The organism is Solwaraspora sp. WMMB335 (genome assembly GCF_049179075.1).
Lineage (GTDB): Bacteria > Actinomycetota > Actinomycetes > Mycobacteriales > Micromonosporaceae > Micromonospora_E.
This window is the reverse complement of sequence record NZ_JBMHMF010000001.1, coordinates 994,185-1,012,365: the sequence shown is the minus strand read 5'-3', so window position 1 is coordinate 1,012,365 and position 18,181 is coordinate 994,185. Positions and strand designations below refer to the sequence as shown.

General features: G+C 69.9%; 17 protein-coding genes and 1 tRNA gene. 12 read left to right on the top strand and 6 right to left on the bottom strand.

Going from position 1 to position 18,181, the window contains the following annotated elements; genetic code table 11:
• Positions 1 to 15: 15 nt before the first annotated feature.
• A complete protein-coding gene (locus ACN27F_RS03800) occupies positions 16 to 1,713 on the top strand; it encodes a CTP synthase (RefSeq protein ID WP_421431215.1) in 1,698 nt (565 codons plus the stop codon).
• Positions 1,713 to 2,342: an NUDIX domain-containing protein gene (locus ACN27F_RS03795; protein WP_421431214.1), complete on the top strand. Its 630-nt coding sequence runs from the start codon at positions 1,713 to 1,715 to the stop codon at positions 2,340 to 2,342. The genes ACN27F_RS03800 and ACN27F_RS03795 overlap by 1 nt, the downstream gene beginning before the upstream one ends.
• Before the next feature lie 135 nt (positions 2,343 to 2,477).
• On the opposite strand, the gene ACN27F_RS03790 is transcribed toward ACN27F_RS03795, so the two are convergent.
• Positions 2,478 to 2,795: a TM2 domain-containing protein gene (locus ACN27F_RS03790; RefSeq protein WP_421439943.1), complete on the bottom strand. Its 318-nt coding sequence runs from the start codon at positions 2,793 to 2,795 to the stop codon at positions 2,478 to 2,480.
• Between the two features lie 193 nt (positions 2,796 to 2,988).
• Here ACN27F_RS03790 and ald point away from each other — a divergent pair, with 193 nt between their 5' ends.
• From ald to ACN27F_RS03745, 9 genes are all read left to right on the top strand, one after another.
• On the top strand, positions 2,989 to 4,104 hold the full coding sequence (ald, locus tag ACN27F_RS03785; protein ID WP_421431213.1) for an alanine dehydrogenase: 1,116 nt from the start codon (positions 2,989 to 2,991) through the stop codon (positions 4,102 to 4,104).
• Positions 4,101 to 5,063 carry a site-specific tyrosine recombinase XerD gene (locus ACN27F_RS03780; protein WP_421439941.1) on the top strand — a complete coding sequence of 321 codons (963 nt, stop codon included), beginning with the start codon at positions 4,101 to 4,103 and terminating at the stop codon, positions 5,061 to 5,063. Before ald ends, ACN27F_RS03780 begins: the two co-directional genes overlap by 4 nt.
• A gap of 195 nt (positions 5,064 to 5,258) precedes the next feature.
• On the top strand, positions 5,259 to 6,188 hold the full coding sequence (locus ACN27F_RS03775; protein ID WP_421439939.1) for a ParA family protein: 930 nt from the start codon (positions 5,259 to 5,261) through the stop codon (positions 6,186 to 6,188).
• A 41-nt stretch (positions 6,189 to 6,229) separates the two neighbouring features.
• Positions 6,230 to 7,183 (top strand): segregation and condensation protein A, encoded by a 954-nt coding sequence (locus ACN27F_RS03770; RefSeq protein ID WP_421439937.1) that lies wholly within the window; start codon positions 6,230 to 6,232, stop codon positions 7,181 to 7,183.
• A complete protein-coding gene (gene scpB / locus ACN27F_RS03765) occupies positions 7,180 to 8,028 on the top strand; it encodes an SMC-Scp complex subunit ScpB (RefSeq protein WP_421431212.1) in 849 nt (282 codons plus the stop codon). The genes ACN27F_RS03770 and scpB overlap by 4 nt, the downstream gene beginning before the upstream one ends.
• The gene (locus ACN27F_RS03760) at positions 8,015 to 8,755 is read left to right on the top strand and encodes a pseudouridine synthase (protein WP_421431211.1); all 741 of its coding nucleotides are present in this window, start codon (positions 8,015 to 8,017) and stop codon (positions 8,753 to 8,755) included. The genes scpB and ACN27F_RS03760 overlap by 14 nt, the downstream gene beginning before the upstream one ends.
• A 101-nt stretch (positions 8,756 to 8,856) precedes the next feature.
• Positions 8,857 to 9,537 carry a (d)CMP kinase gene (gene cmk / locus ACN27F_RS03755; RefSeq protein ID WP_421431210.1) on the top strand — a complete coding sequence of 227 codons (681 nt, stop codon included), beginning with the start codon at positions 8,857 to 8,859 and terminating at the stop codon, positions 9,535 to 9,537.
• Positions 9,534 to 10,922 (top strand): ribosome biogenesis GTPase Der, encoded by a 1,389-nt coding sequence (der, locus tag ACN27F_RS03750; RefSeq protein ID WP_421431208.1) that lies wholly within the window; start codon positions 9,534 to 9,536, stop codon positions 10,920 to 10,922. The genes cmk and der overlap by 4 nt, the downstream gene beginning before the upstream one ends.
• A gap of 127 nt (positions 10,923 to 11,049) precedes the next feature.
• A tRNA-Pro gene (locus ACN27F_RS03745) sits at positions 11,050 to 11,123 on the top strand.
• Between the two features lie 114 nt (positions 11,124 to 11,237).
• Here ACN27F_RS03745 and ACN27F_RS03740 read toward each other — a convergent pair.
• Complete coding sequence (locus tag ACN27F_RS03740; protein WP_421431206.1) at positions 11,238 to 12,449, bottom strand: tyrosine-type recombinase/integrase; 1,212 nt, start codon at positions 12,447 to 12,449, stop codon at positions 11,238 to 11,240.
• 3 nt (positions 12,450 to 12,452) lie between these two features.
• Positions 12,453 to 12,662: a helix-turn-helix transcriptional regulator gene (locus ACN27F_RS03735; protein ID WP_421431205.1), complete on the bottom strand. Its 210-nt coding sequence runs from the start codon at positions 12,660 to 12,662 to the stop codon at positions 12,453 to 12,455.
• Between the two features lie 1,094 nt (positions 12,663 to 13,756).
• Between ACN27F_RS03735 and ACN27F_RS03730 the strand changes: the two genes are divergently transcribed.
• Entirely contained in the window at positions 13,757 to 14,386 is a 630-nt protein-coding gene (locus tag ACN27F_RS03730) for a hypothetical protein (protein WP_421439935.1), read from the top strand.
• An 11-nt stretch (positions 14,387 to 14,397) separates the two neighbouring features.
• Here ACN27F_RS03730 and ACN27F_RS03725 read toward each other — a convergent pair whose 3' ends face one another.
• The 3 genes from ACN27F_RS03725 to ACN27F_RS03715 are packed head-to-tail and all read right to left on the bottom strand — an operon-like array spanning position 14,398 to position 18,181.
• Positions 14,398 to 16,710, bottom strand: a complete 2,313-nt coding sequence (locus tag ACN27F_RS03725; RefSeq protein ID WP_421431203.1) for a hypothetical protein — start codon at positions 16,708 to 16,710, stop codon at positions 14,398 to 14,400.
• Positions 16,707 to 17,030, bottom strand: coding sequence for a helix-turn-helix domain-containing protein (locus ACN27F_RS03720; protein WP_421431202.1), 324 nt, complete (start codon positions 17,028 to 17,030; stop codon positions 16,707 to 16,709). The genes ACN27F_RS03725 and ACN27F_RS03720 overlap by 4 nt, the downstream gene beginning before the upstream one ends.
• Positions 17,027 to 18,181: a tyrosine-type recombinase/integrase gene (locus ACN27F_RS03715; protein ID WP_421431201.1), complete on the bottom strand. Its 1,155-nt coding sequence runs from the start codon at positions 18,179 to 18,181 to the stop codon at positions 17,027 to 17,029. The genes ACN27F_RS03720 and ACN27F_RS03715 overlap by 4 nt, the downstream gene beginning before the upstream one ends.

Below are 18,181 nucleotides of genomic sequence, written 5' to 3'. Positions count from 1 at the left end.
CCACGGGAGCACGCCTTGGCCCCTTCGCCACAGACGGTACGGCACATCTTCGTCACCGGGGGTGTCGCGTCCTCCCTCGGCAAGGGCCTGACCGCCTCCAGCCTCGGCAATCTGCTCAGCGCCCGAGGGCTGCGGGTGGTGATGCAGAAGCTCGACCCGTACCTCAACGTCGATCCGGGCACCATGAACCCGTTCCAGCACGGCGAGGTGTTCGTCACCGAGGACGGCGCGGAGACCGATCTGGACGTGGGGCACTACGAGCGGTTCCTCGACCGTGACCTGTCCTGCAAGGCCAACGTGACGACCGGTCAGATCTACTCCGAGGTGATCGCCAAGGAGCGGCGCGGCGAGTACCTCGGCGACACCGTTCAGGTCATCCCGCACATCACCAACGAGATCAAGGCCCGGATCCGGGCCATGGGCGAGCCCGACGAGCAGGGCCTCGTCCCGGACGTGGTGATCACCGAGGTCGGCGGCACCGTCGGCGACATCGAGTCGCTGCCGTTCCTGGAAGCGATCCGCCAGGTCCGCCACGACGTGGGCCGGGACCGCTGCTTCTACCTGCACGTGTCGCTGGTGCCGTACCTGGTGCCGTCCGGGGAGCTGAAGACCAAGCCGACGCAGCATTCGGTGGCGGCACTGCGCAGCATCGGTATCCAGCCCGACGCGATCGTGTGCCGCTCCGATCGGGATATCCCGGACAAACTCAAGCACAAGTTGTCGCTCTACTGCGACGTCGACCGGGAAGCGGTGATCGCCGCGCCGGACGCGCCGAGCATCTACGACATCCCGAAGGTGCTGCACCGCGAAGGGCTCGACGCGTACGTGGTGCGCCGGCTCGGGCTGTCCTTTCGGGACGTGGACTGGACCCGGTGGGACGACCTGCTGCACCGGGTGCACCATCCGCGGCACACGGTCACCGTGGCCGTGGTCGGCAAGTACGTGGACCTGCCGGACGCGTACCTGTCGGTGACCGAGGCGATCCGGGCGGCCGGGTTCAGCCACCGGGCCAGGGTGCACATCCGGTGGGTGCCCAGCGACGAGTGCGTCAGCCCGAACGGAGCCGCGGCGGCACTGAGCGGAGTGGACGGAATCGTCATTCCGGGCGGTTTCGGGGTGCGGGGCATCGAAGGCAAGATCGGTGCCTCCCGGTACGGGCGGGAGAACGACATTCCGGTGCTGGGGCTCTGCCTGGGGCTGCAGTGCATGGCGATCGAGGTGGCCCGCAACGCGGCGGATCTGGTCGGCGCGAACTCGGCCGAGTTCGACGAGGACGTGGCGCATCCGATCATCGCCACCATGGCCGACCAGGAGCAGATCGTCGCCGGCAGGGGCGATCTCGGCGGCACGATGCGCCTCGGCGCGTACCCGGCCCTGCTGGTGGACGGATCGATCGTCGCGCGGGCGTACGGCACGACCGAGGTCAGCGAACGGCACCGGCACCGGTACGAGGTGAACAACACCTATCGGGACGTGCTGGAAAAGGCCGGCCTGCGGATCTCCGGTACGTCACCCGACGGCCGGCTGGTGGAGTTCGTCGAACTCGACCGGGCGGAACATCCGTTCTTCGTGGCCACCCAGGCCCATCCGGAGCTGAAGAGCCGCCCGACCCGACCCCATCCACTGTTCCACGCGTTCGTCGGCGCGGTGATCGCCTACTCGGCGGCCGACCAGTTGCCGGTGGATCTCGCACCTGCCGACGGGCCGGCCTGATGCCCGGCGGCGGCGCGGCGGGCGCCGGTGACGAGCGGCACGCCTATCAGGTCCGGTCCCAGACCGACCGATTCACCGGGCCGGTGTTCTCGGTTGTCAGCGAGGAGGTGACGATGCCCGGTGGCAACCTCGCCGTCCGGGACTACCTGCGTCACGTCGGCGCGGTCGGGGTGGTGGCCCTCGACGACGAGGAGCGGGTGGTGCTGGTCCACCAGTACCGCCACCCGGTCCGCCGTCGGCTGTGGGAACTGCCGGCGGGGTTGATCGACGTGGTCGGCGAGGACCTGCCGGCGGCGGCTGCGCGGGAGCTGGCCGAAGAGGCAGACCTGACCGCCGGCCGGATCGATCTGCTGGTCGACCTGCACACCTCGCCGGGCTGTTCCAACGAGCTGATCAGGATCTTCCTCGCCCGGGATCTCGCGCCGGTGCCGGCGCGGCAGCGGCACCAGCGGCGCGACGAGGAAGCGGAGCTGCAGGTGCACCGGATCGGCCTGGACGAGGCGGTGCGGATGGTCCTGGCGGGCGAGATCACCAACGCGGCGGCGGTCGCCGGGTTGCTCGCCGCGGCGCGGGGCCGGGACGCGGGCTGGCGGTCGGTACGCCCGGTCACGGTGCCGGTGCCCCGCTGAGACTGGACGCCCGTTTCCGGTGCGAAGATCCGTTCCGGTGCGGCTGGACGGTCCGTTTCCCGGCGGCCGGGGCGGCAACGTCGTCGCCGGCCCGGCCACCGGGGGTCTGCGTGCAATTCGGCGCGGATCGCCAGGTCAGTCGCGCAGCGGCCGGCCCTGCCCGTCGACACCGCCGTTGATCAGGATGAGGATGCCGTCGACGAAGCCCCAGATCCCGCCGAGACCGCAGGTCAGGACGCTGACGACGAGCTGAAGGACACCGGTCTTGGTGTCGCCCATGTAGAACCGGCCGACACCGAAACCGCCGAGCAGGATACCGAGGACGCCGGCGACGACCTTGCTTTTGTCCGAGACACCCATCGCGCCCGGGTACTGAGGAGTGGTCATGAGGGCGCAATCTAATGATCGGTCACCGACTCGACCGAGGGTCGGTCCACATGTTGGGACGCTGATCGGGAAACATTGACCTTACGGCTACCGCAGGTTCACACGTCCGACCGACGTCGGGGGTCCGTCCGGCATGACAGATCGTCAACCGGATCCGACATCGGCTGCCACGATGCGGGGCGGATCGGCCCGCCGCCGGATCTACACTGCGGCCGACGGAGGCATTGGGCACCGCCGCCGGTGAAGAGGTGACAGCAGCGTGAAGGTCGGAATCCCCCGCGAGGTCAAGAACCACGAGTACCGGGTCGCGATCACCCCGGCGGGTATCCACGAGTTCGTGCGCGCCGGGCACCGGGTGGTCGTGGAGACCGGCGCCGGCCTGGGCTCGTCCATCACCGATGACGAGTTCGCCGCCGCCGGAGCGGCGATCCTGCCCGGCGCCGACGAGGTCTGGGCCGAGGCGGACCTGGTGCTCAAGGTCAAGGAGCCGGTCGTCGAGGAGTACCACCGGATGCGCCCCGGGCAGGTGCTGTTCGCCTACCTGCACCTGGCCGCGTCCAGGGAGTGCACCGAGGCGCTGCGCCAGCAGCGGGTCACCGCGATCGCGTACGAGACGGTGGAAACCGCGGCCGGGGCACTGCCGCTGCTCGCTCCGATGTCCGAGGTGGCCGGCCGGCTCGCCCCCCAGGTCGGGGCGTACCACCTGATGCGTCCCGGCGGCGGTCGTGGCGTGCTGATGGGTGGGGTCTCCGGCGTGTACGCGGCGAAGGTGGTGGTCATCGGTGCCGGCGTTTCCGGGATGAACGCCGCCGCGATCGCGCTCGGCATGCAGGCCGAGGTGCTGCTGCTGGACCGCAACCTCAACAAGCTGCGCCAGGCCGACGCCATCTACCAGGGCCACCTGCAGACCGTCGCGTCGAACACCTACGAGATCGAGCGCGCGGTGCGCGACGCGGACATGGTGATCGGCGCGGTCCTGGTCCCCGGTGCGAAGGCACCCAAGCTCGTCACCAACGAACTGGTCTCCCGGATGAAGCCGGGCAGCGTGCTGGTGGACATCTCGATCGATCAGGGCGGCTGCTTCGAGGACTCCCGACCCACCACCCACGCGGACCCGGTGTACCGGGTACACGAATCGGTCTTCTACTGCGTGGCCAACATGCCCGGAGCGGTCCCGCACACCAGCACCTACGCGTTGACCAACGTCACCCTGCCGTACGCGCTGGAACTGGCCAACCGTGGCTGGCGGGACGCGTCGCGTCGCGACGCCGCCCTCGCGGCCGGCCTGAACACCCACGACGGCGAGGTCACCTACGGTCCGGTCGCCGAAGCCCACGCACTGGCCGCCCGTACGGTGGCCGAGGTACTCGGCTGACCGGCGACGGCGCACCGGCGGCGTTGCGTCAGGCGGTGCGCAGCTATCTGGACCACCTCACCGTCGAGCGTGCGCTGTCCGGCCACACGCTGCGGTCCTACCGCCGCGACCTGCAACGTTACCTGGACGGGCTGGCTCGGGCCGGGATCGGCGAGCTCGCCCAGGTGCAACCGGCACACATCACGGGCCACCTCGCGGCCCTGCGCTCCGGCGGCCCCGACCAGCCACCGCTGTCGGCCGCGTCCACCGCCCGGGCGGCCAGTGCCGTACGAGGACTGCACCGGTTCGCCGTCCGGGAGGGGTACGCGCCGACCGACGCGGGTCGCGACGTCCGTCCGGCCGCCCCGCCGCGTCGGCTGCCCCGCGCCCTCGACGTCGACCAGGTGGAGCGGCTGCTCGCCGCCGCCGGGTCGATCGACGGTGCCGGCGCTCCGCTGGCACTGCGCGACCGGGCGCTGCTGGAGTTCCTGTACGGCACCGGAGCGCGGATCTCCGAGGCGGTCGGCGCCGCCGTCGACGACCTCGACCTGACCGCCGCGGTGGCCCTGCTGCGTGGCAAGGGCGGCCGGCAGCGGCTCGTCCCGGTGGGCAGCTACGCTGCCGACGCGCTGCGCGCCTACCTGACCCGGGTCCGGCCGGCCCTGGCCGGGGCCGGCCGGGGCAGCGCGGCGATCTTCCTCAACGCCCGGGGCGGGCAGCTGTCGCGGCAGAGCGCCTGGACCGTGCTGCGCCGCGCCGCGCAGCGAGCCGGGCTTCCGGTCAACGGCAGCTACGCGGTCTCCCCGCACACCCTGCGCCACTCGTACGCCACCCATCTGCTCGACGGCGGTGCCGACGTGCGGGTGGTGCAGGAGCTGCTCGGCCACGCGTCGGTCACCACCACCCAGGTCTATACCCTGGTGACCGTCGACCGGCTGCGCGAGGTGTACGCCACCGCACACCCGCGCGCCCGCCGCTGACCGATCGTCGGCAGGCGCAGGCCGTGCGGTGTCGACACGCCGGGCGGGTGTCCGCCGCACCCGCACCCGGTGGCGTACAGTCGGGCAGCGGCGCGGGCTTTCGTACGGCGGCAGGCGAGGCCCGCAGCGGCGACGCCGCTGGAGACGCCGGTCGGCTCCGGCGCCGAGCAGTCGTCGGGAGGGGGCGCACAGGACATGGCGGGCAACAGTGACCGTGCCGAGGCGTGGACCTCGACGCTCCGCGAGCAGCAGGCCGGGCTCGACCTCAGCGCCGAGCTCGGGCCGGCCGATCCGACGGCGTACACCATGCGCAAGCCGATCCCCGAGCCGATGCCCACCGACCGCCACGGCCCGGCCCGGATCATCGCGATGGCCAACCAGAAGGGCGGCGTCGGCAAGACGACGACCACCATCAACCTGGGTGCGGCGCTGGCCGAGTACGGCCGCAAGGTGCTGCTGGTCGACTTCGACCCGCAGGGGGCACTGTCGGTCGGCCTGGGCGTCAACCCGCACAATCTCGACCTGTCCGTCTACAACCTGCTCATGCAGGACGACGTCACCGCCGAGGACGTGCTGATCAAGACCGATGTCGCCGGCCTGCATCTGCTGCCGGCGAACATCGACCTGTCGGCGGCGGAGATCCAGCTGGTCAACGAGGTCGCCCGGGAGATGGCTCTGGCCCGGGTGCTCAAGTCGATCCGCAAGGAGTACGACTTCGTCCTCATCGACTGCCAGCCCTCGCTCGGGCTGCTCGCGATCAACGCGTTGACCGTGGCGCACGGCGTGCTGATTCCACTGGAGTGTGAGTTCTTCAGTTTGCGCGGAGTGGCGTTGCTGCTCGACACCATCGACAAGGTCCGGGAGCGGCTCAACTTCGACCTCGAACTCGAAGGCATCCTAGCCACCATGTACGACAGCCGGACCACCCACTGCCGGCAGGTGTTGCAGCGGGTCGTGGAGGCGTTCGGCGACAAGGTCTACCAGACGGTGATCACCAAGACGGTGAAGTTTCCCGAGTCCACCGTCGCCGGCGCGCCGATCACCAGCCTCGACCCGGCCTCGTCCGGTGCCCGCAACTACCGGCAGTTGGCCCGCGAGGTGATCGCGCACCAGACGGAACGCTAGCTCGCCATGCCACGCGCCGACCTGCGGTGCAGGTCGCAGCCCTGGTGCATTACGGTCGAGTGGTGAGTGCCCCGACAGCTGCCCAGACGGACGCCGTACCGGCGACGGCCGGGGCGTCGCCGGCTGTCGCGGCCGAGACCCCGCCGGCCGGAGAGAGCAACGGATTCACCGTACGGCTGGCGAACTTCACCGGGCCGTTCGATCTGCTGTTGCAGCTCATCGGCAAACACAAGCTCGATGTGACCGAAGTCGCGCTGCACCAGGTCACGGACGAGTTCATCGCCTACATCCGGGCGATGGGTGACGACTGGGACCTCGACGAGGCGAGCGAGTTCCTGGTGATCGCCGCCACCCTGCTCGACCTCAAGGCCGCCCGGTTGCTGCCGGCCGCCCAGGTCGAGGACGAGGCGGATCTGGCCCTGCTGGAGGCCCGTGACCTGCTCTTCGCCCGGCTGCTGCAGTACAAGGCGTTCAAGGAGGCGGCGGCGCACATCGCCGCGCTCGAGACGGCCGGCGGGCGCCGCTACCCGCGGTCGGTCACGCTCGAATCCCGGTACGCCCAGGCCCTGCCGGAACTCGTGCTCGGGATCGGGCCCGAGCGGCTGGCCAAGATCGCGCTCAAGGCGATGACGCCGCGGCCGGTGCCGGTGGTCTCGATCGACCACGTGCACCAGGTACGGGTCAGCGTCCGCGAGCACGCCACCCTGCTGCGGGACCGGTTACGCCACGTCCGTACCGCCACCTTCGCCGCGCTCTGCCTCGACTGCGAGTCCACCTTGGAGGTCGTGGCCCGGTTCCTGGCGTTGCTGGAGCTGTACCGTGAGGGTCTGGTGGGCTTCAGTCAGGAGCAGGCGTTGGGGGAGCTGACAGTCCGGTGGACCGGCGGCGCCGACGCCGGTGCGGAACTCACCATCGACGAGTACGCCGGCCAGCCCGACGAGCGTCCGGCCACGCCCGCCGGCGGACCGTCCCGGCCGCAGGAGGCTACGCCGTGAGCGATCAGCCGCCGGACTCGCTCGCCGAGCAGGCCGCCGCCTGGGTTCCGCCATGGGCGCGTACCGCCCCACCAACGGCATCGCCGGTGCCCGACGCCGAGCGGGCAGCGTCGTCCGGGTCGCAACTGCCGACCGAGGCGGTCGCGGAGACCGAGCCGCAATCGTCTCCGCAACCGTCTCCGCACCTGCCTCCGCGCCCGGCACCGGATGCGGAGACGCCGGCGTCGGGACCGCGCCAGCGACGGCCGCAACCGCAGTCCATACCGCGGCCGGACAGCGCCGAGGCGCCGGCACCGCTCGACGACGTCGAACTACGCGGTGCGCTGGAGGCCATCCTGCTGGTCGTCGACGAGCCGGTGACCGAGGCGGTGCTGGCTCAGGTGCTGGAACAACCAAGCGAGCGCATCACCGCCGAACTCGTCCGCATCGCCGCTGGCTACACGTCGGCCGGTCACGGCTTCGACCTGCGGAGAATAGCCGGCGGGTGGCGGCTGTACACCCGGTCGGAGTACGCGCCGTACGTCGAACGTTTCGTGCTTGACGGGCAGTCGGTGCGGCTGACCCAGGCCGCGTTGGAGACGCTGGCCGTGGTTGCCTACAAGCAGCCGGTCACCCGGGGGCGGGTGTCGGCCATCCGGGGTGTCAACTGTGACGGCGTGATCCGTACCCTGGCTTCTCGTGGCCTGATCGAGGAGTGCGGTACCGAGCCGGAGACGGGTGCGTACCGCTACCGGACGACCACGCTGTTTCTGGAGAAGCTGGGCTTGGACGGCGTCGAGGAACTTCCCTCGCTCGCGCCGTTCCTGCCTGACGACGTGGAAGAGATTGCCGATGCCCAGCGATGACGACAACGGCGCACAGCGCCTGCAGAAGGTGCTTGCGGCGGCCGGGGTCGGATCCCGGCGGGCCTGCGAGGACCTGATCTTCCGCCGGCGGGTCACAGTGGATGGCCGGGTGGCCTGCCTGGGTGACAAGGTCGACCCGCACCACGCGGTCATCCATGTCGACGGGGAGCGGGTGGTGACCGACAGCCGGCTCGCCTACCTCGCGATGAACAAGCCCCGTGGGGTGGTCTCCACCATGGCCGACGAGAAGGGCCGCGCCGCGCTGTCGGACCTGCTCGACCGGATCGATCAGCGGGTGTACCACGTGGGCCGGCTCGATGCCGACAGCGAGGGTCTGTTGCTGCTGACCAATGACGGGACGCTCGCGCACCGGTTGATGCACCCGTCGTACGAGGTGCCGAAGACCTATCTGTGCGAGGTCGCCGGACCGGTGCCCCGGGCGGTCGGCCGGCGCCTGTTGGCCGGGATCGAGCTCGACGACGGGCCCGCGAAGGTGAACAAATATGCCTTGTTGGACACTCTGGGGCGGACCGCGCAGGTGGAAATCGTCCTACACGAAGGTCGCAAGCACATCGTACGGCGGTTGTTCGACGAGGTCGGACATCCGGTGACGCGGCTCGTCCGTACCGCGATCGGTCCGATCCGGCTCGGTGACCTCAAACCGGGCCGGACCCGGCGGCTGAACAACGCCGAGGTGGCCGCCCTGTTCGCCGCCGTCAACGACTAACCAGGCATGATGGACCCCGACAGCGGGCATCCCGCCGGGGCGCACTTCTCGCGCGATGACTGCGGCCAGGTGGGAGCATGACAGGGGTGAGGAGGCCGACGGTGGCTGAGCAGGTGCGGGCCGGGACGTTCGTGGTGGCCGTGGATGGTCCGTCCGGATCCGGTAAATCCACCGTTTCCCGGCATCTTGCCACCGCGACCGGTGCCCGCTATCTGGATACCGGCGCGATGTACCGGGCGGTCACCTGGGCGGTGTTACGCGCCGGAGTCGACCCGCACGACACCGACGGAGTGACCAAGGTCGCGGCTGACGTCATCCTCACCATCGGTACCGATCCGGCCACCCCCCATGTGCGTGCCGACGGTGTCGCCGTCGACGCGGAGATCCGCGGATCCGAGGTCACCTCCGCGGTCTCGGCTGTCGCCGCCGTACCCGCGGTCCGCGAACTGCTCGTCGCCGAGCAGCGTGCCCTGATCGCGGCGCACGCGCCGATCGTCGTCGAAGGCCGGGACATCGGATCCGTGGTCGCCCCCGACGCCGACCTCAAGGTCTACCTCACCGCGTCGGCGGAAACGCGGGCCCGCCGGCGCAGCGCCGAGACCGCGGCCGACGTCGCGGCGACCGCCGAGGATCTGGCCCGCCGCGACCGGTTGGACTCGACCCGCACCGCCGACCCGCTGCAGCAGTCCGCCGACGCCGTCGAGTTGGACACCACCGCGTTGGGCATCGATGAGGTGGTCAACCGGCTCCGTGACCTGCTCAGCGCCCGGGTCGCCGGATGAGCGCCGAACCCGTCCCGGCGCCGGTGGACGCGCCGGCGGCAACCGTGCCGGTGCCGGTGGTGGCCGTGGTCGGCCGCCCCAACGTGGGCAAGTCCACACTGGTCAACCGGATCATCGGCCGTCGGCAGGCGGTCGTCGAGGACACCCCCGGGGTCACCCGCGACCGGGTCCCGTACGACGCTCACTGGTCCGGTCGGCAGTTCACCGTCGTCGACACCGGTGGTTGGGAACCCGACGCCCGCGACCGCGCGGCGGCGATCGCCGCCCAGGCCGAGGCAGCGATCGTCACCGCCGACGTGGTCCTCTTCGTCGTCGACGCGACGGTCGGGGCGACCGACGTCGACGAGGCCGCCGTCAAGATGCTGCGCCGCAGCGCCAAACCGGTCCTACTGGTGGCCAACAAGGCGGACAACGCCAACATCGAACTGGACGCCACGGCCCTGTGGTCGCTGGGCCTCGGTGAGCCGTATCCGGTCTCCGCACTGCACGGTCGGGGATCCGGGGATCTGCTCGACGCGGTCCTCGACGCGTTACCGGATCTCCCGCCGGTCACCGAACCGGGCCCGCGCGGCCCGCGCCGGGTCGCGCTCGTCGGCCGGCCCAACGTCGGCAAGTCCAGCCTGCTCAACCGGCTGGCCCGGGAGGAGCGGGCGGTGGTCGACTCGGTCGCCGGCACCACTGTCGACCCGGTGGACAGTATCGTCGAGATCGGTGGCGAGCCGTGGCAGTTCGTCGACACCGCTGGATTACGTAAGCGCGCCAACCGGGCCAGCGGCACCGAGTACTACGCCAGCCTGCGTACCGCTGGCGCGATCGAAGCCGCAGAGGTGGCGGTCGTCCTGCTCGACGCCAGCGAGACCCTCAGCGAGCAGGACCAGCGGGTGCTCTCGACGGTCGTCGAAGCGGGCCGCGCACTGGTGATCGCGTTCAACAAGTGGGACCTGGTGGACGCCGATCGGCGCTACTACCTGGAGAAGGAGATCGAGCGGGACCTGCGCCGCATCCCCTGGGCGATCCGGGTGAACATCTCGGCCAGGACCGGGCGCGCGGTGGAGCGGCTCGCGCCCGCCCTGCGTACCGCCCTGGCCAGCTGGGAAACCCGGATCCCGACCGGACAGCTCAACCAGTGGCTCACCGCGCTGGTCCAGGCGACGCCGCACCCGATACGCGGCGGCCGGGCGCCGCGTATCCTCTTCGCCACCCAGGCCGGGGTGGCGCCACCGCGCTTCGTGCTGTTCACCACCGGCCCGTTGGACGCCGGATACCAGCGGTTCGTCGAGCGCAAGCTTCGTGAGGAGCACGGCTTCCAGGGCAGCCCGATCGAGGTGTCCGTACGGCCACGCAAGCAGTCGGGCCCGGGGGGCAGGGGCAAGGCGCACGGCTGACGTGCTGACCTAAGCCGGCGGGGTCAACGGTCGAGACACCGCCCGCCGGATCGGGGGTGCGAGTCGGTCGTGCCTGCGGTGCGCTACGCTGTAGCGGCTGTCGCTCGCTCCACTAGGCGGGTGGCAACGGGACGTGGCGCAGTTTGGTAGCGCACTTGACTGGGGGTCAAGGGGTCGTCGGTTCGAATCCGGCCGTCCCGACAGAGAAAAAGCCCTGACCAGCGGGAACGCTGGTTAGGGCTTTGACTTTCTTCTATAAAGTTTTGAACCGCCCCCCGAAAACCCCCCAATTACCTGGTTCGGCAACCAGGTTTGTCATCCCCGGGCATCGTCGTGCGTTGCGGGTGCGCGCTGTCCGCTTGGGTTAGCGCCGAGGCGTTCAAGGACTTCGGAGACGTCGGGGGCTTGGGCGGGCTTGGCGATGTAGTAGGTGTCGGTCACCTCTTCGCTGGAGTGTCCTAGCTGTGCTGCGGCGCTCTTGGTGTTGGTCTCCTCCTTGATGAGGGTGGCCACCGTCTTGCGGAAGGTGTGGGGGGTGACCCAGGCGAGGTCGGTGTCGGCGCGGGCCTGGCGCCACTGCCGGCGGACGTTGTTGGGTGACAGCCAGGTGCCGCGTCGGGAGGCGAAGATCGCGTCATGGGGGTTGTCTGCGGCGACGAGCTTGCGGGCCAGGATCATGCCGACCGCGAATCGGGGCAGGACGACCATTCGGTAGCCGGCGTCGCTCTTGGTCCAGGGCTGGCGGAAGAAGCCCTTCCCTTTGACGAAGACCAGTGTGCCGCAGATCGTCAGGGTGGGGCGTTCGGCGGCTAGGTTCAGGTCTTCCCAGCGCAGAGCGAGGATTTCACCGATGCGTGCGCCGGTGGCGAGCATGAGGTCGACGATGTCGGCCAGGTCTCCGGTGTGCCGAGGTCCGGGTTTGCCGGGGATCGGCTGCTGCCAGTCGCGGATCGCCGTACGGACGGCCTGGAGGTTGTCGTCGGTGAGGGCGACGACCGTGCGGCGAGGTTTGCGTAGCCGGCCGGTGTCGCGTACGGGGTTGGTGGGTATCGCGCCGTGGCGTACGGCCAGCGCGAACATCTGGCTGAGGACGACCTTCGCTCCCTTGGCCGACGACGGGCGGTCCTTGGCGATGTCACGCAGGAACCGGTCCAGGCGCCCGACGCTGGCCTCTCTGATCCGGAGGCCGCCGAGGGCCGGCAGGATTGAGGCGCGCAGGCTGGTCTGGTACCGGTGGATGGTCTGTGGTGCGATCCGCTCCTCGGCGGTGATCTCTTCGACCCATAGTTCGGCGAGTCTGCTGATGCGGGTCTCCCGAGTGATCTCGTCGTCGTTGGGGGTGGTGCGATCGCGGAGTTTGACTTTCAACGCTCGTTCGGCGGCTGGGCCTGTGGTGTCGGTGGCCTCGATGTCGCGGGTCTTGCCGTCGTAGTCGCGGAACCGGGCCCGTGCGCGGTAGCGGTTGGGTCCGAGCTTCTCGGTGCGGATCTTGCCCCAGGTGCCGATGGGCAGCTCAGGTCGGGCCATCGCTCACCGCTCCGCGTCGGTGTTGGCGTCGAGCCAGCGTTCGACCTCGCTGCGCCGGTAGCGCAGGGTGTTGCCGACGCGGATAGCGCGTGGTCCCTTGCCTCGGCTGTGCCAGGCGTAGAGGGTGTTCTTCGGCTTTCCCAGCCAGGCGGCGAGGTCATCGATGGTCAGCAGCGGGTCTGGTCGCCATTCGGGGGCGGTCGAGCCGTTCATCGCTGGCCTACCGTGTCGGCTGGACCAGGCTGCGGGTTCGACGTGACGCTGTCGGTAGGCCGCCAGTGACCGGTGGCACCCAGTGGTCTGGACCATGGGGCGGGTAGGGGATAGGGCGGGCACGGATTGGGTGTCCTTTCAGGTTCCCGGTTCGGCTGGGGCCGGGGGACGATGGCGCTGCCGCTGTATTGCGCGGTCGCGGGTTGCGCCGGTTGTGGACGTCGATCCACGCGTGGCGATCCGAAGTCGTCAAGCCTGTCGCCGGCTGGCGTGATGGCGGGGCGCGGAAGACTCTGCAGCCCGTGTGCCTGCCTAGACATTGGAGACCCCGTCAGCGTTAGGCAGGTTGAGGTGGGGGTGGAGCCGGCGTTGTACCGGTGGAGTAGGAATATTCGAGGCGGGCACTATTCCTCCTATCCGGGACTGAGTGCGGGGTTGAGTGGCGGCGTCGATCCGGGTGGATGCTTGGCGGTGATCGAGCTGACCGCAGGTCGGTACGGTTCAGCGGCGACCTTGATCGCGGTGGGCAGGCTCGTTCTGGTTCGACACGCGATGCCGGAGGTCGATCCGGCGATCCCGGCTGAACGGTGGCGTCTGGGTCCGAGGGCCGGGCGGCTGCTCGGGCGTGGCGCCACTGGTGGCAACGCCGGCCTACTTTGTCGGCAGCGACGAGCCCAAGGCGGTGGAGACGCTGCGGCGGTCGGCGGCACGCTGATCATCGGGACGCACGGCCTGGCGGCAGCCGTCTGGCTGGCCAGCCTGTTGCCGGTCCGGCCGAGTCCTGCGCAGTTCTGGTCGGGTCTGCGCTTGCCAGACGTCGTCGAGGTTGATCTGGCCGCTGGCATCGTGTCGCGGCCTAACCGTTGGCGGGCGGGCCATGAGCGTGGGGCGCGTCGCCGGTGTAGGTTCTCATCGCCGAGGGCGGCGTTGATGGGCGTTGACCTTCAGCCGAGCGGGTTCCTTCGGAGCTGACGGTGCTTCCTTCTCACCAACTTGGCGGTTCCTCATGATCGTGCTGGCTGAGGAGCATGCGGGTACTTGCTGGTAATGCGGATGTCGCTGCAGGTGGCATCCGATTGAATGACTGCGTGATCATGCTGCAGGCAGTGGTTCAAGTGCCGATGTTCAGTGAGGGACCGGCGCCGTGGCCGGTCGCGGCTGTGGCTCCCGGCTCGTGGTTGGTTCTCAGTGCTGGCTGCACCGCTGAACAGGCGGGTCTGTTCGTGGCCTCCCTCGCCACGCGGATCGACGTTGCGTCTCCGGGCGGTCGCGATGAGGTTGTGGACGCACTGTTGGCCGAGGAACTGCTCATCGTCGCCGGCGGCCTGCAGTTGAGTGATACGAGCGCCGGGACGGTGATCGTGCCGGGTTGTTGTTGTGGCCTGGAGGACTGGCGGGAATGGACCCGGGTATTGATCGATGGTTCGCCGTGGCTGGGGCATGATCCCGGACCAGAGATTGAGGTCATTGGCGAGGATGTGCGGGTGTGGCAGGACGGGGGGCCCAACCGTGAGCGTGGCAGGTGGGCCGAGCAGCGGGTCGATCTTCCATGTCGTGCGTTCCCTCAACTCCTGTTGGGCGTGCAGCGGGACTTATTCGGCTTCCTGAACGCCTTGGCCGGGTGGGCTAAGCAGACCGGGCTGGGTCCGCGAGGAGCCGCGTTGGTGGAGAGGGTCGACCAGCACTTCGCTATCACCGCGCCGCTGGAGTTGCCGGCTGACTGATCGGCCCATTCTCACGTTGTTGGCGGAACCGTAGGTGTGTCTGGGCTGGCTCGTTCGGCGAGGTAGGTGCTCCAGTCGCGTTGGAGGTAGCCGGCCCAGCGGCGTGCGGTGTTGATGTGGATGCCGAGGGTCTCGGCGAGGATCGGAGTTGGCAGTTCGCCGGCCAGGGCGATGAGCGCGGCGTGCCGTGCTGGCCTTGTGGTGATGCCGTGACGTCGCAGCGCTTTGCCGAGGCCGTGGATGGTGAGTGGTTGTCCGGTGTTGAGGCCGGGGAACAGCCAGGCGGTCTGTGCGGGGCTGCCGCTGGCGAGGGCGGATCGGCTGCGGGGCGTTTGGGCGAGTCGCTGGGTGAGCTCGCCGAGGCTGGGCGGTAGGGGCAGCGGTTTGGCGCCGACGGTGAGGAAGGTCTGGCCGTTGTCGATGGTGATGTGTGTCGTGGTGAGTTGCCTGATCCGGCTCACGGTCAGCCCGTAGAGCAAGATCAGTGCGCCGGCGACGCGGACCTCGTCCGGTAGCTGTTCGTCGGTCAGACAGCGGCGGAGTTGGTGCCAGCGTCGGTCGTCGTCCAGGATCGCGCCCGGGTCTCGCTGCGGTGGAGTGGGAATCTCATGAGGCGGTGTGAGCCCGCGCTCCGTGGCCCAGTTCAGGAAGTGCCGCACGGTGTGGCGCCGGCGTGCTCCTTCGGCCAGCCACTGTTCGAGATCCGGCTGGGTGAGCGCGGCGAGGGTCACCTGGCGGGCATCGATCCAGTCGAGTAGGTCCAGCGCGACCCTGACGTGTGAGCGCAGCCGTTCGCCGGTCGCTGAGGTCGGGGTTCGGCGAGTGGCGGCGCGGCGGGCGCGTCGCAGCAGGTGCCAGATTGCGAAGGGGCGCACGAGGCGGGCGTGGTGGGCGGGGTGTTTGGTGAGGAGCCGATCGAGCCAGACCTCGACGCGCTCGATGTCGTCGTGGCGGTGTGGCAGGACGCCGGTGTGGGTGAGCAGGTGTCGGGCGTAGCGTTCGCCGTGCCCGAGCGCGACGGCGTCGAGGTCGTCGTGGCTGATTGGCCGGCCGTGGGCGGCGAGTTGGGCGAGCAGCCGTGCGGCCGGGCTGTGGGCGAGCCACTTGATGACCGCTTCGGGACGATCTGCTCGGCTGAGTGTTTCCAGTACCGGCACCAGTTGCGGCTCGATGCCGCCGGCCGGGCCGGTAAGCAGGTCGACCAGACGAGTGCGGAGCACGCAGCGGGTGCATTGCCCCTCGGCGTAGATGCGGCCCTCGTTGCCGCAGGTGCGGCACTGGTGACCGATGTCCGTGCCCGCGCAGGGACCGCAGATCGCTGCGGCGGTGGTCTCGTCACGTCCGACGAGCGGGCGCCGGATCCCGCACCGGGCGCAGTCGCGGGTGTCCCGCAGGACGGTCTGGTAGCAGGGGTGGCAGATGGGGCCAACGGGCCAGTTTGCCGCGACGATCCTGACCCGGGCGCAGCGGGCGCAGGCGACGCGCCGAAGCGGACGGCAACTCGAACACGTCAGCGGCCCGGACCGCCCTGCCGGCCGGCACGGTCGGGCGCGTCCGCAGGTGGCGCAGAGGGTATCGACGGTGGGAGGCCGGTAGCAGCGGTAACAGACCTCGGCCGTGGGGTCCTGGCCGCGGTGGGCGATGCGGGCGACTTCCCCGCAGCGGCTGCACGCTCGCTGCGGCTGGTGACGCCGCCGGTAGCAGGCCGGGCACAGCGGTCCGTCCGACCCGCGGTAATGGGTCGGTCCGGTGGTGCCGCATGTCGTGCAGGTCCGCACCGGTTGCCAGCAGGTCTCGCAGACCGGGGAGCCGTCGTCGAGCCTGGCGACCGGCTGGCGTGGCCGGCCGCATCGAGCGCAGGGCGTGATCACCTGTTCATCGACGCGGTAGCAGCGGTGACAGATGCCGCCTTCGGCGCGGCGGGCCAGGATCCGTCCTTCGCGACCGCACCGGACACAGGCGCGTATCCGCATCCGGGCAGCGCAGCGACCGCAGATCCGACCGTCGGGTCCGGTCACCAGGTCGGGCAGGGTCCGCCCGCAGGCGACGCACGCGGGCAGCACCACATCGGTGTGGCCGGCGGCGTGCAGGGCGTGGGCGAGGCGGACCAGCGACAGCGGGCAGTGTGCCCCGGGTTCGGCCAATGCGTCGGGATGCGCGTCCATCCACGCGTCCAGCTCGTGCAATGCCCGTAACCGGGTCACCCTGGCAACGGCCAGCACCGCGAACGCCGACGCCTCGTCCATTCCATCCACTACGGACACCAGGTGGGTGGCGAGGCGTTGCACCGCATCCTCGCGGCGGCGGCTCTGCTCGAGGCTCATAGCCCCTCGGGCCGCCGCACGGTGCTGCGCCGCACCGACGGAGCCGCCCCGCCCGCAGCGGAGGCAGTCTTGCGGACCTCCGCGTTGACCTCGGTGATCTCGATCAGGTCGTTCGGGGTGCAGTTGAGGATGTCACACAGCGCCGCCAGCACATCCATCGACAGCCGCTGCGGCGCGGCGGTCACCAGCCGGTAGACCTGCTCGCGGGACAGGTGCACACCGCGCTCGGCCAGCAGCGGTACCAGGTCGCTGGTGGCATACATCTCCGCTCGGGCCATCAGCTGCCGCAACTGCCAGCGGTAACCCATCTTCTTGATCATCCGGTACCCTCCCACAGATCGCCGAGCTGCTGGCGCAGCGCCTTCTCGACCAGCCGGTTACGGAATTCGTCCGACACTCCGGTGTAGATCGCCGTGGTCGCCGCGTAACTGTGTCCGACCTGCTCGGTCACGAACCTTTCCGGGTAACCGAACTCGACCAGATGCGTGACGTAGGAGTGCCGCAGACTGTGCAGATCCAACTCCGGCGGCAGTCCGGCCGCCGCCCGCACGGTCTCGAACGCCTTGTCCAGTCCGTGCCGGCCGACCCGGCTGCGCCGCTCGGTGACCCACAACGCCGGATGCTGCCCCGGCGACAACAGCGGCCTGACCTCGTCCACCCACTGCTCCAGGACCGGCACGACCCAGTCCATCTCCGGCACCGTCAGGACCGTGCGCCGTTTGGGCGCACCGCCGCGTGACGCCTTGCCGAAACGGACGAACAATGCCCCGAACCGGCCGTACCGAGCTGCTTTCGGGTTGTGCCGCAGGTCTGCCAGGTCCAGGCCGCAGCACTCCTGCCGACGTAACCCGTACGCGTAGACGGTCTTGAGCATCGCGGCGTCGCGCATCGCGGTCAGCGAGCCCTTCCGACGCCGGCTCCGGATCTCCTCCACCCGGCCGTCCGACGCATCGAACAATGCCTGCGCCTCGTCGTAGGTCAACGGCCGCCGGCCCGGGTCCCCCTCGTAGTCCGATACGTGGACCACGCTGTTGTGCTCGTGGAACACCTGCGTGACGGAGGCGCCGAACCGCTGCTGGCACTGCTCCGGCCACCCGTAACGGGCATCGGCCGCGTACTCGCAGAACATCCGCAACGCGATCTCGTATCCCCGTGCGGTGGACACTCGGATCGGCTTGGCCCCGGAACGCAGGTCGGCGATGAACGCCTCTGCTTCCGCGGCCGTCCACTGCCACGGATACAGGCCGCTGAACGACATCAGCCGGCGGACCAACGCCAACCGCGGTCCGATCGTGGCCTCCTGATCGAGGAACCGAGCCGCCTGTTGCCGGGCCCAGCCCGACAGCATCGCCTCGACGACCGCCCGCTGCGGATCCAGCGGGACGACACCCTCGACCAGCTCCAACCGCGCCGAACCGGCCATTTCCACCGCCACAGCCAGCTCCCATCGGCGTTGCATCAGAAGCAACAT